Source organism: Vibrio albus (assembly GCF_003144035.1).
In the GTDB taxonomy this organism is placed as follows: domain Bacteria; phylum Pseudomonadota; class Gammaproteobacteria; order Enterobacterales; family Vibrionaceae; genus Vibrio; species Vibrio albus.
Genome location: NZ_QFWT01000002.1, coordinates 278979 through 296618, shown reverse-complemented (window position 1 = coordinate 296618; position 17640 = coordinate 278979). Strand labels below are relative to the sequence as shown.

The following is a 17640-nucleotide window of genomic DNA, read 5'->3' as shown; positions in this document are numbered from 1 at the left end:
TGTTTGGAAGGAAACTCCATGGCTACTAATCCTAAACCTGCATATCAGCGTATTCTGTTAAAACTTAGTGGTGAAGCTCTTCAGGGAGAAGAGGGGTTTGGTATTGATCCTGCGGTTCTTGACCGTATGGCTCAGGAAGTAAAAGAACTGGTTGAACTTGGAGTTCAGGTGGGGCTGGTGATCGGTGGTGGCAACCTGTTCCGTGGTGCCGGTCTGGCTGAAGCGGGTATGAACCGTGTTGTGGGTGACCACATGGGCATGCTGGCGACGGTTATGAATGGTCTTGCGATGCGTGATGCGCTACATCGTGCTTACGTTAACGCTCGTGTTATGTCTGCTATTCCTCTGAATGGTGTCTGTGACGATTATAATTGGGCGAATGCCATCAGCCAGCTACGTCAGGGCCGTGTGGTTATTTTTTCTGCGGGTACCGGTAACCCATTCTTTACTACGGATTCTGCGGCGTGTCTGCGTGGTATCGAAATCGAAGCCGATGTGGTTCTGAAAGCCACTAAGGTTGATGGCGTATTTAGTGCTGACCCTGTAGCCAACCCAGATGCAGAGCTGTATGATAACCTTGCTTACAATGACGTTCTGGAAAAAGAGCTTAAAGTAATGGACTTAGCTGCCTTTACGCTGGCCCGGGATCATAAAATGCCAATTCGGGTATTTAATATGAACAAACCAGGTGCGCTTCGCCGAATTGTGATGGGTGAAGCTGAAGGTACTCTGATCAGCTAAGCTTAAGCATCAGACATAGTTATAACTAACAACAGGTTTTAGATCAGAAGAGATTAGAGAGCTAGGCTTTTCTTCTGAATCTATAGAAAGAACATTAAGGTGAAAACGTGATTAACGAAATTAAAACTAGCGCACAAGAGCGCATGGAAAAAAGTGTAGATGCACTGAAAAATAACCTGAGCAAAGTTCGTACTGGTCGTGCTCACCCAAGCCTGCTTTCTGGTATTTCAGTTGAATACTATGGTGCAGCAACACCTCTTAACCAGGTTGCAAACGTGATTGCAGAAGATGCACGTACGTTAGCCATCACTGTATTTGATAAAGAGCTGGCTCCAAAAGTAGAGAAAGCGATTATGATGTCAGATCTGGGTCTAAACCCTATGTCTGCTGGTACGGTTATCCGTGTACCACTTCCTCCGCTAACAGAGGAACGTCGTAAGGACCTGGTTAAGATTGTACGTGGTGAAGCTGAAAATGGCCGTGTTGCGATCCGAAATATCCGCCGTGATGCGAATGGTGATCTGAAAGCTCTGCTGAAAGAGAAAGAGATTTCTGAAGATGAAGATCGCAAAGCTCAGGAAGAAATCCAGAAAATCACAGATGCAGCCGTTCAGAAAGTAGATGAAGCTCTTGCTGCGAAAGAAAAAGAGTTGATGGAAGTTTAATTATCCATAAACTGGCTTTTGTGCACATAAATGTGTAAAGAAAAAACGCTGTGGTTGGCAGCCAGCTACCCGGCGTTTTTTTATGCAAATTTTTTTAACCAATCTGTGTCGTAGTTTCTTTATGTCGAATACTCCTGTTTCTTTAGAATCTGTTCCTAAACATATTGCCATTATTATGGATGGCAACGGCCGGTGGGCTAAAGCTCAGGGTAAACCCCGAGTGTTTGGGCATAAAGCGGGTGTTACGGCGGTCAGGAAAACCATTTCTGGCGCTGTTAATCTTGGTGTCAAAGCGGTCACACTTTTTGCATTCAGTAGTGAAAACTGGCGTCGTCCAGCGGAAGAAGTGAACTTGTTGATGGAGCTGTTTATTACGGCTTTATCTAAAGAAGTGAAACGGATGCATAAAAATAATCTTCGCCTTCGAGTGATTGGCGATAAGACTCAGTTTAGCAAACGACTACAGAATAAAATTGCCAGTGCAGAAGAGCTTACCGCGGGTAATAGTGGTATGGTCGTGAACATTGCTGCAAATTATGGTGGCAAGTGGGATATCACGAATGCTGTGAAGATGATTGCTTCAGACGTCCGTAAAGGCGAATTACAGGTCGAGGATATTACCGAGTCTCTGGTACAGCAGCACCTGACGATGGCTGATCTTCCAGAGGTTGACCTGTTGATCCGTACCAGCGGTGAATGTCGGATAAGTAACTTTTTGTTATGGCAACTGGCCTATGCCGAAATGTATTTTACCCCGGAATGTTGGCCAGACTTTGACGAAGAGAGCCTGGCTGAGGCTGTGTCGTGGTTTGTTAACCGTGAGAGACGATTTGGTTGTACTGGAGAGCAGATTAAAGCTCTGATGAATAATAAATAGGATAACGCACTTGAAACAACGAATTATTACCGCGTTAATTCTGGCACCTCTTGTGGTGTTGGGTATATTTACTCTTTCTTTACCTTTATTTGAGCTGGCACTGCTGGCTATCACTATGATAGGTGTCTGGGAGTGGGCTCAATTTGTTGATGGCCGTTCTCGTATGTCAGCGATGCTGCCTACAACGGTCGCTCTGTTTCTCAGCTACTTTTTGCTGCCTTCCACAGTGGACAGTCTGAATCAGGTGCTAAGCAGTCATTATGTGATTCTCGCTGCGGCATCAGTCTGGTGGGTCATTGCCAGTATTCTGGCGGTCACTTATCCCAAATCAACAACCGCCTGGCAATCAAACAATCCTTTACGTCACCTGTTCGGAATGCTGACACTGATCCCTTTCTTCTGGAGTATCTTGTTACTTAGGGCAAATGGTATTGACGCAGACCCTTATCATGGAGCCAAGCTCGTCATGTTTGTGTGTCTTCTGGTATGGGCTGCTGACAGTGGCGCTTATTTCGCCGGAAAAAGTTTTGGTAAACATAAAATGGCACCTAAAGTGAGCCCGAATAAGACACTGGAAGGTCTGATGGGGGGCGTTGTGGCGGCCCTGGTGGTTGGCTGGTTTGCCGCTGACTGGTTTGATGTGGGCTTTACCAGCACGTTCTCTATGATTTTGATTACCTTGTGCACGGTTGTGATATCGGTGCTCGGTGATTTGGCTGAAAGCATGTTTAAACGAGTGTCCGGCATTAAAGACAGCAGCAACATCATTCCCGGACACGGTGGCATTTTGGATCGAATTGACAGTTTGACCGCAGCTTTTCCGGTATTTACCTTACTTTATTTCCTGTTCTGATGATACTAGAGGGGGCTTCCTCCCCTTAGCTCATCTATAATTTTTTCAGATGCAGTGTGTAGGAATGCGACATATTACTATCTTAGGTGCAACCGGCTCTATCGGTTCCAGCACCCTTAAAGTCATTGCGGAAAATCCGCAACACTTTTCAGTGACCGCCCTGGCTTCCGGCTCAAATGTGGAGAAAATGTTTGAGCTTTGTGTGCAATGGAAACCCAAATATGCTGCCATGTCAGACCCGGCGGCAGCTGGCTGTTTGCAACAGCGCCTGAGTCAGGCCGGAATGGTGACAGAGGTTCTTGCCGGACAAGACGGAGTGAGTCAGGTTGCTGCGTTAGATGACGTTGACACCGTCATGGCGGCAATAGTCGGGGCTGCTGGTTTGGTGCCGACCATGGCTGCCGTTAAAGCCGGCAAGCGAGTACTTCTGGCCAACAAAGAAGCGCTGGTCATGTCCGGTAAGCTGTTTATTGAAGAAGTGGAAAAGTCAGGCGCGGAATTGCTCCCGGTTGACAGCGAACATAACGCGATTTTTCAGTGTCTTCCTGAACAGGTTCAGCAGCAGATAGGCCGCTGCCAGTTAGAACAGAATGGTATTTCACATATTCTTCTTACCGGTTCTGGCGGTCCTTTCCGCTATACCGATGTTTCTGCACTGTCTCATGTAACCCCTGAGCAGGCCATTGCTCATCCCAATTGGTCTATGGGGCCGAAGATCTCCGTTGACTCTGCCACAATGATGAACAAGGGGCTGGAGTATATCGAAGCCAGGTGGTTGTTCAACTGTACCCGGGAACAGCTCAAAGTCCTTATCCACCCTCAGTCAGTAATCCACTCCATGGTGCAGTACAAAGATGGTTCGGTACTGGCTCAGATGGGAGAGCCGGATATGTGTACGCCGATTGCGTTAACCATGTCTTATCCGAAGCGTATTGCTTCGGGCGTTGCTCCTCTGGATTTTACAAAGGTCAGCGAATTAACGTTTCTCCAGCCCGACTTTGCTCGTTACCCTTGCCTTAAGCTGGCAATGGACGCTTGCTATGAGGGGCAGCATGCTACAACGGCGATAAATGCAGCAAATGAAATTGCCGTGGATGCTTTTTTACATAACAGACTGAACTTTACTGATATTGCCGCTGTCAATGAACAAGTACTTTCAAAGGTTTGCGCACGAACTCATCATACTGATGAACGCAGCTTGGAAAGCTTGCTCGAGCTGGATAGAATGTCCAGAGTCTTAGCAACGGAAATAGTCAGAGAACGGTCACTATGACAGATATACTGTGGAATTTTGCCAGCTTTATTATTGCACTTGGAGTGCTGGTTGCTGTTCATGAGTTTGGACACTTCTGGGTCGCACGCCGCTGTGGAGTGAAGGTGGAAAAATTCTCCATTGGTTTCGGTAAATCTTTATGGAAAAAAACGGGTAAAGACGGTACAGAATACAGTATTTCTGCTATTCCTCTGGGGGGCTATGTGAAAATGCTGGATGGGCGGGTAGAAGAAGTACCCGATTCACAAAAGCATTTGGCGTTCGATTATAAACCGTTGTGGCAGCGTAGTGCGATTGTGGCTGCCGGGCCTGTCTTTAACTTTCTGTTTGCCATATTTGCTTACTGGCTGGTTTTCCTGATAGGCGTTCCTGCTGTTAAGCCGGTTGTTGGTGAGGTTGTTCCTCATTCTATTGTGGCAGAAGCCGGAATTAAGCCAGGTATGGAGCTTAAGGCGGTTTCGGGAATCCAAACCGCAGACTGGGAATCGGTCAATATGCAGCTTATATCTCATATTGGTGATAACCAGATGAGTTTGTCAGTAACACCGGAACATGAGATAGGTTCAACACAGACGGTTACTCTGGATCTTAGCCAGTGGCAGTTTGATCCGGAAACCGAGTCGGCAATGACTACGCTCGGGTTCAAGCCATATAGTCCGGAAATTTATACCTCGGTGGCACATGTGTCAGAAGGTGGGGCCGCAGACGAAGCCGGGTTTATCATTGGTGACAAAATAGTGGCTATTGATGGAGAACCCGTTACCGAATGGCTGCAGGTCGTTAACAGAATACAGGCATCCGCCGAACGAACATTAAGGGTCGAAGTGGCGCGTAATGGTGGAATAACAGAGCTCTTACTAACACCGGAAAGCCGACGGCTGTCTGGAGACCGCGTTATCGGATTTGCCGGGATCGCGCCTGATGTAGCAGAATGGCCACAAGAATATCGCATTGAAATTAAATATGGTGTATTTCAATCTGTTGGTAAAGCGATTGAAAAAACAGGTCAGCTTATCGACCTGACGTTCACTATGCTTAAAAAACTGATCACCGGAGATGTCGGGCTAGAGAACCTGAGCGGACCGATTTCTATTGCTAAAGGTGCAGGCGCAACGGCAGACTACGGATTAGTTCATTTCCTTGGGTTCCTGGCTTTGATCAGTGTTAACCTGGGGATTATTAACCTGGTGCCGTTACCGATTCTGGATGGCGGGCATCTGTTGTTTTATGCGATAGAAGCGATTATTCGCAGGCCAGTGCCGGAAAAGGCACAGGAGCTGGGATATCGTATCGGCGGAGCCATTATTTTTTCTCTGATGGCTATTGCGATCTTTAATGATTTTATGCGCCTGTGAACTGATTCAGTAGTACCGTAGGCCAATAACAGCTTTTGCTTTTTCTGTTAGTCAGAAGCAAAAAAGAAGTAACAAGGAATAATCAGAACAGGTATGGCGATTAAGCGAATACTGCTGACTTCACTGCTTGTAGCGAGTACTGCAGCGAGTGGGGCGGATCAATTTGTAGTTCAGGATATTAATGTAGAAGGCCTGCAGCGTGTTGCGCTGGGCGCAGCCTTGTTGAAAATGCCGGTCCGTGTCGGAGATACAGTCGATTCTCAAGATGTGTCTGACATTATCAAGGCTCTGTATTCTTCAGGAAACTTCGAAGATATTCAGGTATACAGAGACGGCGATGCTTTACTGGTTAAAGTAAAGGAAAGGCCGACGATTGCCAGTATCGCGTTCTCAGGAAACCAGGCAATAAAAGAAGAACAGTTGCAGCAGAATCTGGATGCTTCCGATATCCGCGTTGGCGAGTCTCTTGATCGAACTACGCTCAGTCAGATAGAGAAAGGACTGGAAGATTTTTATTACAGCGTGGGGAAATACAACGCATCGGTAAAAGCGGTGGTGACACCATTACCACGGAACAGGGCCGATCTTAAGTTTGTGTTTGCTGAAGGGGTTTCTGCCAAGATTCAGCAGATTAACTTTATCGGCAATGAAGTCTTCGACGATGAAGAACTGGAGTCCCGCTTTGATCTGAACGCCGATGTTTCCTGGTGGAACTTCTTATCTGATGATAAATATCAGAAACAGGTACTGGCCGGAGATATCGAGTCTCTGCGTTCTTACTACCTCAACCGGGGTTATCTGAAATTTAAGATTGACTCAACACAGGTCGCCATATCTCCTGATAAGAAAGGGGTATACATCACGCTGGTGCTGGATGAAGGCAAACCTTATACCGTCGAAGGTGTGAAATTCAGCGGAGAGCTGATCGGTAAAGAAGCGGAGTTTCAGCAACTCGTCCCGTTTGAAAATGGCGATATTTACAACGGCTCTCAGGTAACGTCTCTGGAAGAGAATGTGAAAAAGGTTCTGGGGGAAGCTGGTTATGCCTATCCTCAGGTACGGACTGTCCCTGAATTCGATGATGAAAAGCAGGAAGTCGTACTGAATCTGCATATTGAAACGGGTAAGCGTATCTATGTACGGGATATCCGCTTTACCGGCAATATGCTGACCAAAGATGAGGTCCTGCGCCGTGAAATGCGTCAGATGGAAGGCAGTTGGCTGAACTCTAAATCGATAGAAACGGGTAAGACCCGTCTGAACCGTACTGGCTTTTTTGAGTCAGTAGACGTCCAGACCGTGCGCGTGCCGGGTACGGATGATCAGGTCGATCTGGTGTACAAAGTCAAAGAGGCTAACTCAGGCAGCGTTAACTTTGGTATCGGTTATGGTACAGAGTCAGGGGTGAGCTTTCAGGTAGGTTTGCAGCAAGATAACTTTGCCGGTACCGGTAACCGGGTGGGGATCAGTGCCACAACCAATGACTATCAGCAGAATGTGAGCCTGGAGTACCGGGACCCATACTGGAACCTGGATGGTGTCAGCCTGGGTGGCAAGGTGTTCTATAACAAGTTTGAGGCGTCTGATGCCGGTATCGTGGATTACACCAACGAAAGCTACGGCAGCAGTCTGACCTGGGGTTTCCCGTATGATGAGCTGAATTTCCTGGAAATGGGCGTTGGTTATACTCATACCAAGATTGAAAATCTGGACCCTTATGTTCAGGTGCAGCAGTTCCTGTGTAACCTGGGGGATTGTGATGCAACTAACCTGCAGGCTGATGACTTTGATTTAACGCTGACCTGGACCCGAAATAACCTGAACCGAGGGTATTTCCCGACAGCGGGTAGTCATCAACGCTTTACGTATACCATGACGGTACCCGGTTCGGATGTGCAGTACTTCAAGATGCGCTACGATACGCGCCAGTACTTCCCGTTGACCAAAAAGCATGAGTTTACTCTGTTACTACGTGGACGTCTGGGATACGGTAACGGGTATGGTCAGACAGACGGGGCGGACAACCTGTACCCGTTTTATGAAAACTTCTACGCCGGGGGCTTTACCACGCTGCGGGGCTTTGGTTCTAACTCAGCCGGTCCGAAGGCGATTTATGATGAAGGTTCATTGTCAGCCAGTGGAAGCAGTGGTAACAACTCCGGGTATATTGCGACAGATGATTCTGTTGGTGGTAACGCCACCGCTCTGGCCAGTGCCGAGTTAATTGTACCGACACCGTTTGCTTCGGATGAGATGCAGAGTCAGATCCGAACCAGTATTTTCTATGATATGGCCAGTGTCTGGGATACTGAATTTGATGATAATTCAAGTGACGTTTTGTATGGTCAGCGTTATTACTATGATTATTCTGATCCGACGAATTACCGTTCTTCATACGGTGCGGCACTACAGTGGATGTCTCCGATGGGGCCTCTGGTGTTTGCCGTAGCGAAACCTATTAAGAAATACGATGGTGATGACGAAGAGTTCTTCACATTCACTATCGGTCGAACCTTCTAAAAGGATATTATTTTGAAAAAGATTGTAAAAGCAGCAGGTATTAGCCTTGTAATTCTGAGCTCTTCATTTATGGCGCATTCAGCAGAAGCGGTGCAAAAAATTGGCTATGTCAGCACTGGTTACCTGATGAGTAAACTGCCTCAGCGCGAAGCGATTGTTAAACAGCTGCAGCAGGAAAACCGTGACGACCAAGCTGAGCTGCAAAAGCTGGAAGCGAAGATCAATACCAAGATTGAACAGGCTAAGCGTGACCGTGAGCTGCTCGGAGAGGAAGGCCTGCAGAAGCTGCAGATTGAGATAGCTTCGCTGCAGAAAGAAGGACAGCTAAAGGCAAACAAGTTTAAGAAAGAGCGCCAGGAGCGTGAATATAACGCTCAGCGTGATATGGGTAAACTGATTCAGGATGCAGTGAGCAAAATCGCTGAGGCTGAAGGTTATGATATTGTGGTTGACAGTCAGGCACTGCAATACGCCAAGCCGGATCTGAATCTGACAGAAAAAGTGTTAGCTGAATTAAAATAATTAACTGAAAATTATGCCAAAAATTACTCTTGCAGAACTGGCAGCCATTACCGGTGGAGAGCTTTACGGTGATGGTGAAACAGTGATTACTGCTGTTGCCGCGATGGATAAAGCAGGGGAAGGTGATATCACCTTCCTGTCTAACTCTAAGTATCGGAAGCATTTGTCAGAATGTGCTGCCTCTGCGGTCATGGTCAAAGACACCGAACGTGAGCTGTGCACAACCAATGTCTTGGTGGTGAATGACCCTTATCTGGCTTACGCGCGTGTGGCTCAGGCTCTGGATACGACACCAAAACCCGCAGAGCGGGTGCATTCGTCGGCGGTCATCGCAGATAATGTGATTCTCGGAGAGAATGTATCCATTGGAGCCAATGCAGTGATAGAGTCAGGAGTAACGCTGGGTGATAATGTCTCTATTGGGGCTGGCTGCTTTATTGGAAAAAACGCGACCATCGGGGCTGATACCCGCTTATGGGCTAATGTATCGATTTACCATGAGGTACAACTGGGTGAATCCTGTCTGATTCAGGCAAACACCGTCATTGGCTCTGATGGTTTTGGTTATGCCAACGATAAAGGCGAGTGGGTGAAGATCCCACAGGTGGGGACGGTACGTATCGGTAACCGGGTTGAGATTGGTGCCGGTACCACCATTGATCGTGGTGCTCTGGATGATACGGTGATCGAAGATAACGTGATTATCGATAATCAGATGCAAATTGCCCACAATGTACACATCGGCTATGGCACAGCAATGGCCGGAGGCACTATTGTTGCCGGCAGTACTAAGATTGGTAAATATTGTATTATCGGCGGTGGTACTGTTATCAATGGGCATATTGAGATCGCTGATGGTGTCACCATTACCGGAATGGGAATGGTGATGCGAGGTATTGATGAGAAGGGGATGTACTCCTCCGGTATCCCATTGCAACCGAATAAAGAATGGCGCAAGACGGCAGCCCGGGTACATCGGATAGACGACATGAATAAGCGTCTCAAAGCTATCGAGAAGAAATTGGAATCTTAATCCAGATATTTCTTTACAGAGACCTGCCGTTTGCAGGTCTTTTTCGTTTATAATCCCTGCCAGTTTATTGATTTGTTATATAGGAAGATGATTTTGACTACTGAAAAGAAAACGATGAATGTGACTGAAATTCGCGAACTGCTGCCACATCGTTATCCGTTCCTGCTGATTGATCGCGTGACGGATTACGAAGAAGGTAAATACCTTATCGGCCTTAAAAATGTCTCAGTGAATGAACCTCAGTTTACCGGTCATTTTCCTCAGTTACCTATCTTCCCGGGTGTATTGATTCTTGAAGCAATGGCTCAGGCAACAGGCCTGCTGGCGTTTAAAACGTTCGGAGCTCCTACGGAAAACGAACTATACTATTTTGCAAGTATTGATAATGCGAAGTTCCGTAAGCCGGTTGTTCCGGGCGACCAGCTGATTATTGAAGTTGAGTTTATTAAGGAGCGCAGAGGTATTGCTCTGTTTAACGGTGTAGCCAAAGTTGATGGCGAAGTCGTTTGCTCCGCCGAACTGAAATGTGCCCGTCGAGAGTTCTGATAATTATGATTCATGAAACTGCACAAATTCACCCTACTGCTATTGTTGAAGAAGGTGCTGTCATTGGAGCCGATGTAAAAATTGGCCCATTCTGTTTTGTCGATAGTAAGGTAAAAATTGGTCGGGGTACCGAGCTACTTTCCCATGTGGTGGTGAAAGGGCCGACAACGATTGGTGAAGAGAATAAAATCTTCCAGTTTGCCTCTATTGGTGAGGCTTGCCAGGACCTGAAATACGCTGGTGAAGATACCCGTCTTGATATTGGTGACCGTAATACCATTCGTGAAAGCGTAACTATGCACCGTGGTACGATTCAGGATTCAGGGATCACCAAAGTCGGTAGCGACAACCTGTTTATGATTAATGCCCATGTCGCTCATGACTGTGTGATTGGGGACCGTTGTATTTTTGCCAATAATGCAACCTTAGCCGGACATGTTATTGTGGGTGATCATGCCATTATCGGTGGCATGTCTGCGGTACACCAGTTCTGCCATGTTGGTGAGCACTGTATGCTGGGGGGTGGTTCTATTGTTGTTCAGGATGTGCCGCCTTATGTGATGGGGCAGGGTAACCACTGTGAGCCGTTTGGTATTAACGTGGAAGGTCTGAAGCGTCGGGGCTTTGAGAAGCAAGAAATCCTGGCTATCCGCCGTGCTTACAAGGCGCTTTACCGTAGTGGTATGACGCTGGCTGAAGCAAAAACTGAAATAGCTAAAGAAGCGACAGAATATAAGTCCGTACAAGTGTTTATGGATTTTCTGGATAACTCTGAACGCGGGATTATCCGCTAGAGGCCGAAGAAGTGAGGCTGGATATTTACTTGCTGGAATGCCAAATAGGGTAAATATATCATCATCCCTGCCTTCGCAGGGATGATGATGATCTTTAAATAAGATGCTTTTCTGTATTCTCAAAGCGAAGCGTTCTGTACTCTCTCTAGTCTCTAGTCTCTAGTCTCTAGTCTCTAGTCTCTAGTCTCTAGTCTCTAGTCTCTAGTCTCTAGTCTCTATTATGGAAAAAGTATGCGACCTCCTCTGAAAATCGGCATAGTTGTTGGTGAGCTGTCAGGTGATACCTTAGGTGAAGGACTGATAAAAGCGATCCGCAACCGTTACCCTGACGCTGAATTTGTCGGTATTGGTGGCCCTAAAATGATCGAGCAGGGGTGTGAATCCCTGTTTGATATGGAAGAGCTGGCCGTGATGGGGCTGGTGGAAGTGCTTGGCCGTTTGCCTCGCCTGCTGAAAGTAAAAGCAGAACTGGTTCGTTATTTTACCGATAACCCGCCGGATGTGTTTATTGGTATCGATGCGCCTGACTTTAATCTGCGCCTGGAAAAAGATCTCAAATTCGCCGGGATAAAAACGGTTCATTATGTCTGCCCGTCAGTATGGGCATGGCGTCAGAAACGCATCTTTAAGATTAAAGAAGCCACCAATCTGGTTCTGGCTTTTCTGCCGTTCGAAAAAACATTCTGTGATAAATATTCTGTGCCGTGCGAGTTTATCGGACACACTCTGGCGGACAGTATCCCGTTAGAAAACGACAAGTCAGCAGCGAGAACGTTGCTGGGGCTGGAGCAGGATAAGCGCTGGCTGGCGGTACTTCCGGGCAGTCGCGGTTCGGAAATGAAGATGCTGGCTCAGCCGTTTATTGAAGCCTGTCAGAAGCTACAAAGTAAGTATCCCGAGCTGGGCTTTGTCGTTGCTCTGGTAAACCCGAAGCGACGTGAACAGTTTGAGCTGGTATGGAAAGAGCTGGCCCCGGAACTCAGTTTTGTGTTGGTGGACGATACGGCACGTAATGTTATCCAGGCGTCTGACGCGGTTCTGCTTGCTTCCGGTACGGTGGCACTGGAATGCATGCTGGTTAACCGCCCTATGGTGGTGGGGTACCGGGTCAATGCGATTACAGCGTTTATTGCAAAACGTCTGGTGAAAACCGAATTCGTGTCCCTGCCAAATATTCTGGCCGGCAGAGAAGTGGTGAAAGAATTTTTACTGGAAGACTGTACGGCAGCAAACCTGGCTGAAGAAGCGGAGCGCCTGCTGACCGGGGACACGACTGATATGCTGGAGACCTTTGCCGGGCTGCACCAGTTAATTCGTAAAGATGCTGACAAACAGGCCGCTAAAGCTGTATTAAGATTGATTGAGCAAAAAAATGACTAAAGAATTCCCTCCGTTTGACTATCCGTCTGGTTATCAGCTCATCGCTGGTGTTGATGAAGTCGGGCGGGGTCCGTTAGTCGGCGATGTTGTGACCACCGCCGTGATTCTGGATCCCAATAATCCGATCGAAGGGCTGACGGATTCAAAAAAATTATCAGAAAAGAAGCGACTGGCATTGTTTCCTGAAATCAAGGAAAAGGCGCTGGCCTGGTCAGTCGGTCGTTGTTCTCCTGCTGAAATTGACGAGCTGAATATCCTGCACGCGACCATGCTGGCGATGCAGCGCGCTGTCGCTGGCTTGAGTATTCAGCCGGATTATGTCCTTATTGATGGTAACCGTGTACCAGAGCTTTCTATGCCCGGAGAGGCAGTAGTGAAAGGCGATCTCAGAGTGGCTGAAATTAGCGCGGCTTCCATACTGGCGAAGGTGATCCGGGATCAGGAAATGGAAGAGCTGGATAAGCAGTACCCGCAATTCGGGTTTGCCAAACATAAAGGTTATCCGACCAAGGCGCATTTTGCTGCCATAGAAGAGCACGGAGTAATCGAGCAGCACAGAAAAAGTTTTAAGCCGGTGAGAAGAATTCTGGAAAATGGCTGATCCTAAGTTTATACATTTACGCGTACACAGCGACTTCTCCATGGTGGATGGCCTGGCGAAGGTTCCGCCTCTGGTCAAAAAAGTTGCCGAGATGCAGATGCCGGCAATGGCGCTTACTGATTTCACTAACCTGTGTGGGCTGGTCAAGTTCTATAACACAGCACACGGTTGTGGCATTAAGCCTATCATCGGGGCTGATTTTGCGATGCAGTCACAAGAGTTCGGCGATGAGCTCACCCGGTTGACAGTTCTGGCGTCAGACAATAAAGGGTATAACAACCTCACCTTATTAATATCCGAAGCTTATTTGCGTGGGCATGTTCAGCACCAGCCGGTTATTGACCGGGAGTGGCTGGTCAAGCACTGTGAGGGGCTGATCCTGCTTTCCGGTGGCAAAAACGGTGAGGTGGGTAAGGCTCTGCTAAAAGGTAACCAGCCTCTCGTTGACCGATGTATCGACTTCTATCAGCAGTATTTTCCGGATCGTTTCTATCTTGAACTGACCCGCACTGGTCGAGCGGACGAAGAAAGCTATCTGCATTTTGCTTTGGAACAGGCAGAGAAAAGCGATCTGCCGGTCGTTGCGACCAATGAAGTGGTATTTCTGACCGAAGATCAGTTTGACGCTCATGAAATCCGCGTGGCGATCCATGATGGTTACACCCTTGAGGATCCCCGCCGGCCGAAAAACTACAGCGCTCAGCAATATCTGCGTAGCGAAGAGGAAATGTGCGAACTGTTTGCCGATATTCCTGAAGCTCTGGCAAACAGTGTCGAGATTGCCAAGCGGTGTAATGTGACTGTCCGGCTGGGTGAGTACTTCCTGCCGAACTTCCCGACAGAAGGGATGGCGATAGAAGATTTCCTGGTTAAGAAATCACAGGAAGGTCTGGAAGACAGGCTGGAGTTCCTGTTTCCGGATCCGGAAGAGCGTCAGCGCCGCCGACCTGAGTATGATGATCGCTTGCAGATTGAGCTGGATGTGATCAACCAGATGGGGTTCCCTGGCTACTTCCTCATCGTGATGGAGTTTATCCAGTGGTCCAAAGATAACGATGTGCCGGTTGGTCCGGGCCGGGGGTCCGGTGCCGGTTCTCTGGTGGCCTATGCGCTTAAAATTACCGACCTGGATCCGTTGGAATATGACCTGCTGTTTGAACGCTTCCTTAACCCGGAACGGGTATCCATGCCCGACTTCGACGTCGATTTCTGTATGGATAAACGTGATCAGGTAATCGATCACGTCGCCGAAATGTATGGCCGTGATGCGGTATCGCAGATCATCACCTTTGGTACCATGGCAGCAAAAGCGGTTATCCGTGACGTAGGCCGGGTTCTGGGCCACCCATACGGTTTTGTTGACCGTATCTCTAAGCTGATCCCGCCCGATCCGGGGATGACACTGGATAAGGCGTTTAAAGCCGAGCCTCAGCTTCCTGAAATATATGAAGCTGATGAAGAGGTAAAAGAGCTGATCGATATGTGTCACATACTGGAAGGGGTGACACGTAACGCCGGTAAGCACGCGGGTGGGGTGGTTATTTCACCGACCACCATTACGGATTTTGCGCCGATTTATTGTGATGCGGAAGGGCATCACCCCGTTACCCAGTTTGATAAAAATGATGTAGAGACAGCCGGTCTGGTGAAGTTTGACTTCCTTGGCCTGCGGACACTGACCATCATCGACTGGGCGCTGGGTCTGATCAATCCGCGTATGGAACGGGAAGGGAAAGATCAGGTACGTATCGAGTCGATTCCTCTGAATGACGCCGCTTCATTTACGGTACTGAAAAATTCAGAAACTACGGCGGTATTCCAGCTGGAATCCCGGGGCATGAAGGATCTGATCAAACGCCTTCAACCCGACTGTTTTGAAGATATCATCGCACTGGTTGCCCTGTTCCGTCCCGGCCCGCTACAGTCGGGCATGGTAGATAACTTTATCGACCGGAAGCATGGCCGTGAGGCCATTTCTTATCCGGATGAAACCTGGCAGCACGAATCGCTGAAAGAGACCCTGGAACCAACCTACGGAATCATCCTGTATCAGGAACAGGTGATGCAGATTGCTCAGATTCTGGCTGGTTATACGCTGGGTGGAGCGGATATGCTGCGCCGTGCGATGGGTAAGAAAAAGCCGGAAGAGATGGCGAAGCAGCGTGCTGTTTTCCAGGAAGGTGCTGAAAAGAACGGTGTTGATGGCGAACTGGCAATGAAAATCTTCGATCTGGTAGAGAAGTTTGCTGGTTACGGTTTCAACAAATCGCACTCGGCCGCTTACGCTTTGGTCTCTTATCAGACGTTGTGGCTGAAAACCCATTACCCAGCTGAGTTTATGGCTGCGGTTATGACGGCAGATATGGACAATACCGAGAAAGTCGTTGGCTTGGTGGACGAGTGCTTCCGGATGAAGCTGACGGTGATGCCACCTGACGTTAACTCGGGCCTGTATCGCTTTAATGTGGATGAAAATGGCGCGATTGTTTATGGTATCGGGGCAATTAAAGGCGTGGGTGAAGGCCCGATAGAGAATATTATAGAAGCCCGTAATAAGGGTGGCTATTTTAAAGACCTGTTTGATTTCTGTGCCCGTATTGATCTGAAGAAAGTAAATAAGCGGGTGATTGAAAAATTGATTCAGGCTGGTGCGCTGGATCGTCTTGGCCCACACCGTGCTGCGATGTTAGCGTCTGTCGATGACGCGGTGAAAGCCGCAGGCCAGTATCATCAGGCCGAAGCTTTTGGTCAGGCAGATATGTTTGGTGTTCTGACAGAAGCTCCTGAGGAAGTGGAACAGGCTTATGCTCAGGCACCAGAGTGGCCCGAGAAGGTGCGTCTGGATTTTGAACGTGAAACCTTAGGGCTTTATTTAACCGGACACCCAATAAATGAGTATCTTAAGGAACTTGGGCGCTTTACCAGTTGTCGATTAAAAGATGCGACACCAACCCGGCGTGATCAGTCTCTGACGGTAGCGGGTCTGGTGGTGGCGGCTAAGGTCATGACCACCAAGCGCGGAACGCGGATTGGCATCATGACACTGGATGATCGTTCCGGCCGGATGGAAGTGATGTTGTTTTCTGATGCACTTGATAAGTATGCAGAAGTGCTGGAAAAAGATAGAATTCTGATCGTATCCGGACAGGTCAGCTTTGATGACTTCAACGGTGGCCTTAAAATGTCGGCCCGCGAAATTTTAGATCTTGGCGAAGCACGGGAAAAATACGCCCGTGGGTTGTCAGTGTCTATTATTCAGTCACAGATAGATGAGCAGTTTTTTGAGCGTTTTGCCCGCACTCTGGAGCCGCACAAAGCAGGAACGGTTCCTGTTCATATTTATTACCAGCGGGCAGATGCCAGAGCAAAAATCGAATTAGGTACGGAGTGGCGCGTCACTCCGAATGATTCGTTATTAGATGAATTAAAACAGCTGCTTGGTAAAGACCAGGTAGAACTCGAATTTAACTAAAATCCAGTTGCATCGAACACGTAACTGAATAAATAAGGATTCATAGATGAGCATGAATTTTCTTGAATTTGAAAAGCCTATCGCTGAACTAGAAGCAAAGATCGAAGCGCTTCGCGATGTATCTCGTCATGGTGGCGATGCTTCTGTCGATTTAGACAAAGAAATTCACCAGTTAGAAGAAAAAAGTCAGGAATTAAAGAAAAAAATCTTTAATGATCTGGGCGCATGGCAGGTTGCTCAGCTGGCTCGCCATCCTCAACGTCCGTATACGCTGGATTATATTGAGAATGCCTTTACGGAATTTGAAGAACTGGCAGGCGATCGTGCTTATGCTGATGATAAAGCGATTGTGGGTGGTATCGCCCGTTTAAATAATCGTCCGGTTATGGTTATCGGTCATCAGAAGGGCAGAGAAACCAAGGAAAAGGTAAAGCGTAACTTTGGCATGCCGAAACCTGAAGGTTACCGTAAGGCTCTCCGCCTGATGGAAATGGCGGAACGTTTTAAAATGCCGATTATTACCTTTATCGATACTGCTGGTGCTTACCCTGGCGTTGGAGCGGAAGAGCGCGGACAATCAGAAGCGATTGCCCGTAACCTGAAAGTCATGTCTGGGCTTAAAGTGCCGGTCATCTGTAATGTGATTGGTGAAGGTGGTTCTGGTGGTGCACTGGCTATTGGTGTGGGTGACTACGTTAATATGCTGCAATACTCTACCTATTCTGTCATTTCACCTGAAGGCTGTGCATCTATCCTGTGGCGTGATGCGGATAAGGCACCTCAGGCTGCTGAAGCGATGGGGCTGGTTGCACCTCGTCTGAAAGAACTGGATCTGATCGATACCGTGATCGAAGAACCACTGGGTGGCGCGCACCGTGATCCGATCCAGATGGCTGTGAACCTGAAAGCCGTACTTCTGGAACAGCTTGAGTCGCTTGAAGTTCTGGATGAAGATACTCTGCGTGAGCGTCGTTATCAGCGTCTGATGAATTACGGGTATTGCTGATT

The 17640-nt window shown here is 48.0% G+C and carries 15 protein-coding genes; all 15 read left to right on the top strand.

Features of this window, described 5'->3' with window-relative positions; all coding sequences use genetic code 11:
• Positions 1-18: 18 nt before the first annotated feature.
• The 15 genes from pyrH to accA all read left to right on the top strand — a co-directional run bounded on the left by pyrH (position 19) and on the right by accA (position 17638).
• Positions 19-741 (top strand): UMP kinase, encoded by a 723-nt coding sequence (pyrH, locus tag DI392_RS04995; protein WP_109318806.1) that lies wholly within the window; start codon positions 19-21, stop codon positions 739-741.
• 107 nt (positions 742-848) lie between these two features.
• Positions 849-1406 (top strand): ribosome recycling factor, encoded by a 558-nt coding sequence (gene frr, locus DI392_RS04990; RefSeq protein WP_109318805.1) that lies wholly within the window; start codon positions 849-851, stop codon positions 1404-1406.
• Positions 1407-1527: 121 nt separating this feature from the next.
• Complete coding sequence (locus DI392_RS04985) at positions 1528-2283, top strand: undecaprenyl pyrophosphate synthase (RefSeq protein WP_109319028.1); 756 nt, start codon at positions 1528-1530, stop codon at positions 2281-2283.
• 10 nt (positions 2284-2293) lie between these two features.
• On the top strand, positions 2294-3136 hold the full coding sequence (locus tag DI392_RS04980; RefSeq protein ID WP_109318804.1) for a phosphatidate cytidylyltransferase: 843 nt from the start codon (positions 2294-2296) through the stop codon (positions 3134-3136).
• Positions 3137-3200: 64 nt separating this feature from the next.
• Positions 3201-4409 (top strand): 1-deoxy-D-xylulose-5-phosphate reductoisomerase, encoded by a 1209-nt coding sequence (gene ispC, locus DI392_RS04975; protein ID WP_109318803.1) that lies wholly within the window; start codon positions 3201-3203, stop codon positions 4407-4409.
• Positions 4406-5764 (top strand): sigma E protease regulator RseP, encoded by a 1359-nt coding sequence (gene rseP / locus DI392_RS04970; protein ID WP_109318802.1) that lies wholly within the window; start codon positions 4406-4408, stop codon positions 5762-5764. Before ispC ends, rseP begins: the two co-directional genes overlap by 4 nt.
• Before the next feature lie 93 nt (positions 5765-5857).
• Positions 5858-8284, top strand: coding sequence for an outer membrane protein assembly factor BamA (gene bamA / locus DI392_RS04965; protein ID WP_109318801.1), 2427 nt, complete (start codon positions 5858-5860; stop codon positions 8282-8284).
• Between the two features lie 12 nt (positions 8285-8296).
• Positions 8297-8806, top strand: coding sequence for an OmpH/Skp family outer membrane protein (locus DI392_RS04960; protein WP_109318800.1), 510 nt, complete (start codon positions 8297-8299; stop codon positions 8804-8806).
• Positions 8807-8819: 13 nt separating this feature from the next.
• Complete coding sequence (gene lpxD / locus DI392_RS04955; RefSeq protein ID WP_109318799.1) at positions 8820-9839, top strand: UDP-3-O-(3-hydroxymyristoyl)glucosamine N-acyltransferase; 1020 nt, start codon at positions 8820-8822, stop codon at positions 9837-9839.
• A gap of 114 nt (positions 9840-9953) precedes the next feature.
• Positions 9954-10385: a 3-hydroxyacyl-ACP dehydratase FabZ gene (gene fabZ / locus DI392_RS04950; RefSeq protein ID WP_181388369.1), complete on the top strand. Its 432-nt coding sequence runs from the start codon at positions 9954-9956 to the stop codon at positions 10383-10385.
• A 5-nt stretch (positions 10386-10390) separates the two neighbouring features.
• Positions 10391-11179, top strand: coding sequence for an acyl-ACP--UDP-N-acetylglucosamine O-acyltransferase (gene lpxA, locus DI392_RS04945; protein ID WP_109318798.1), 789 nt, complete (start codon positions 10391-10393; stop codon positions 11177-11179).
• Positions 11180-11410: 231 nt separating this feature from the next.
• A complete protein-coding gene (lpxB, locus tag DI392_RS04940) occupies positions 11411-12559 on the top strand; it encodes a lipid-A-disaccharide synthase (RefSeq protein WP_109318797.1) in 1149 nt (382 codons plus the stop codon).
• Entirely contained in the window at positions 12552-13160 is a 609-nt protein-coding gene (gene rnhB / locus DI392_RS04935) for a ribonuclease HII (RefSeq protein ID WP_109318796.1), read from the top strand. Before lpxB ends, rnhB begins: the two co-directional genes overlap by 8 nt.
• The gene (gene dnaE, locus DI392_RS04930; RefSeq protein ID WP_109318795.1) at positions 13153-16632 is read left to right on the top strand and encodes a DNA polymerase III subunit alpha; all 3480 of its coding nucleotides are present in this window, start codon (positions 13153-13155) and stop codon (positions 16630-16632) included. Before rnhB ends, dnaE begins: the two co-directional genes overlap by 8 nt.
• A 46-nt stretch (positions 16633-16678) precedes the next feature.
• The gene (gene accA / locus DI392_RS04925) at positions 16679-17638 is read left to right on the top strand and encodes an acetyl-CoA carboxylase carboxyl transferase subunit alpha (protein WP_109318794.1); all 960 of its coding nucleotides are present in this window, start codon (positions 16679-16681) and stop codon (positions 17636-17638) included.
• Positions 17639-17640: the final 2 nt, after the last annotated feature.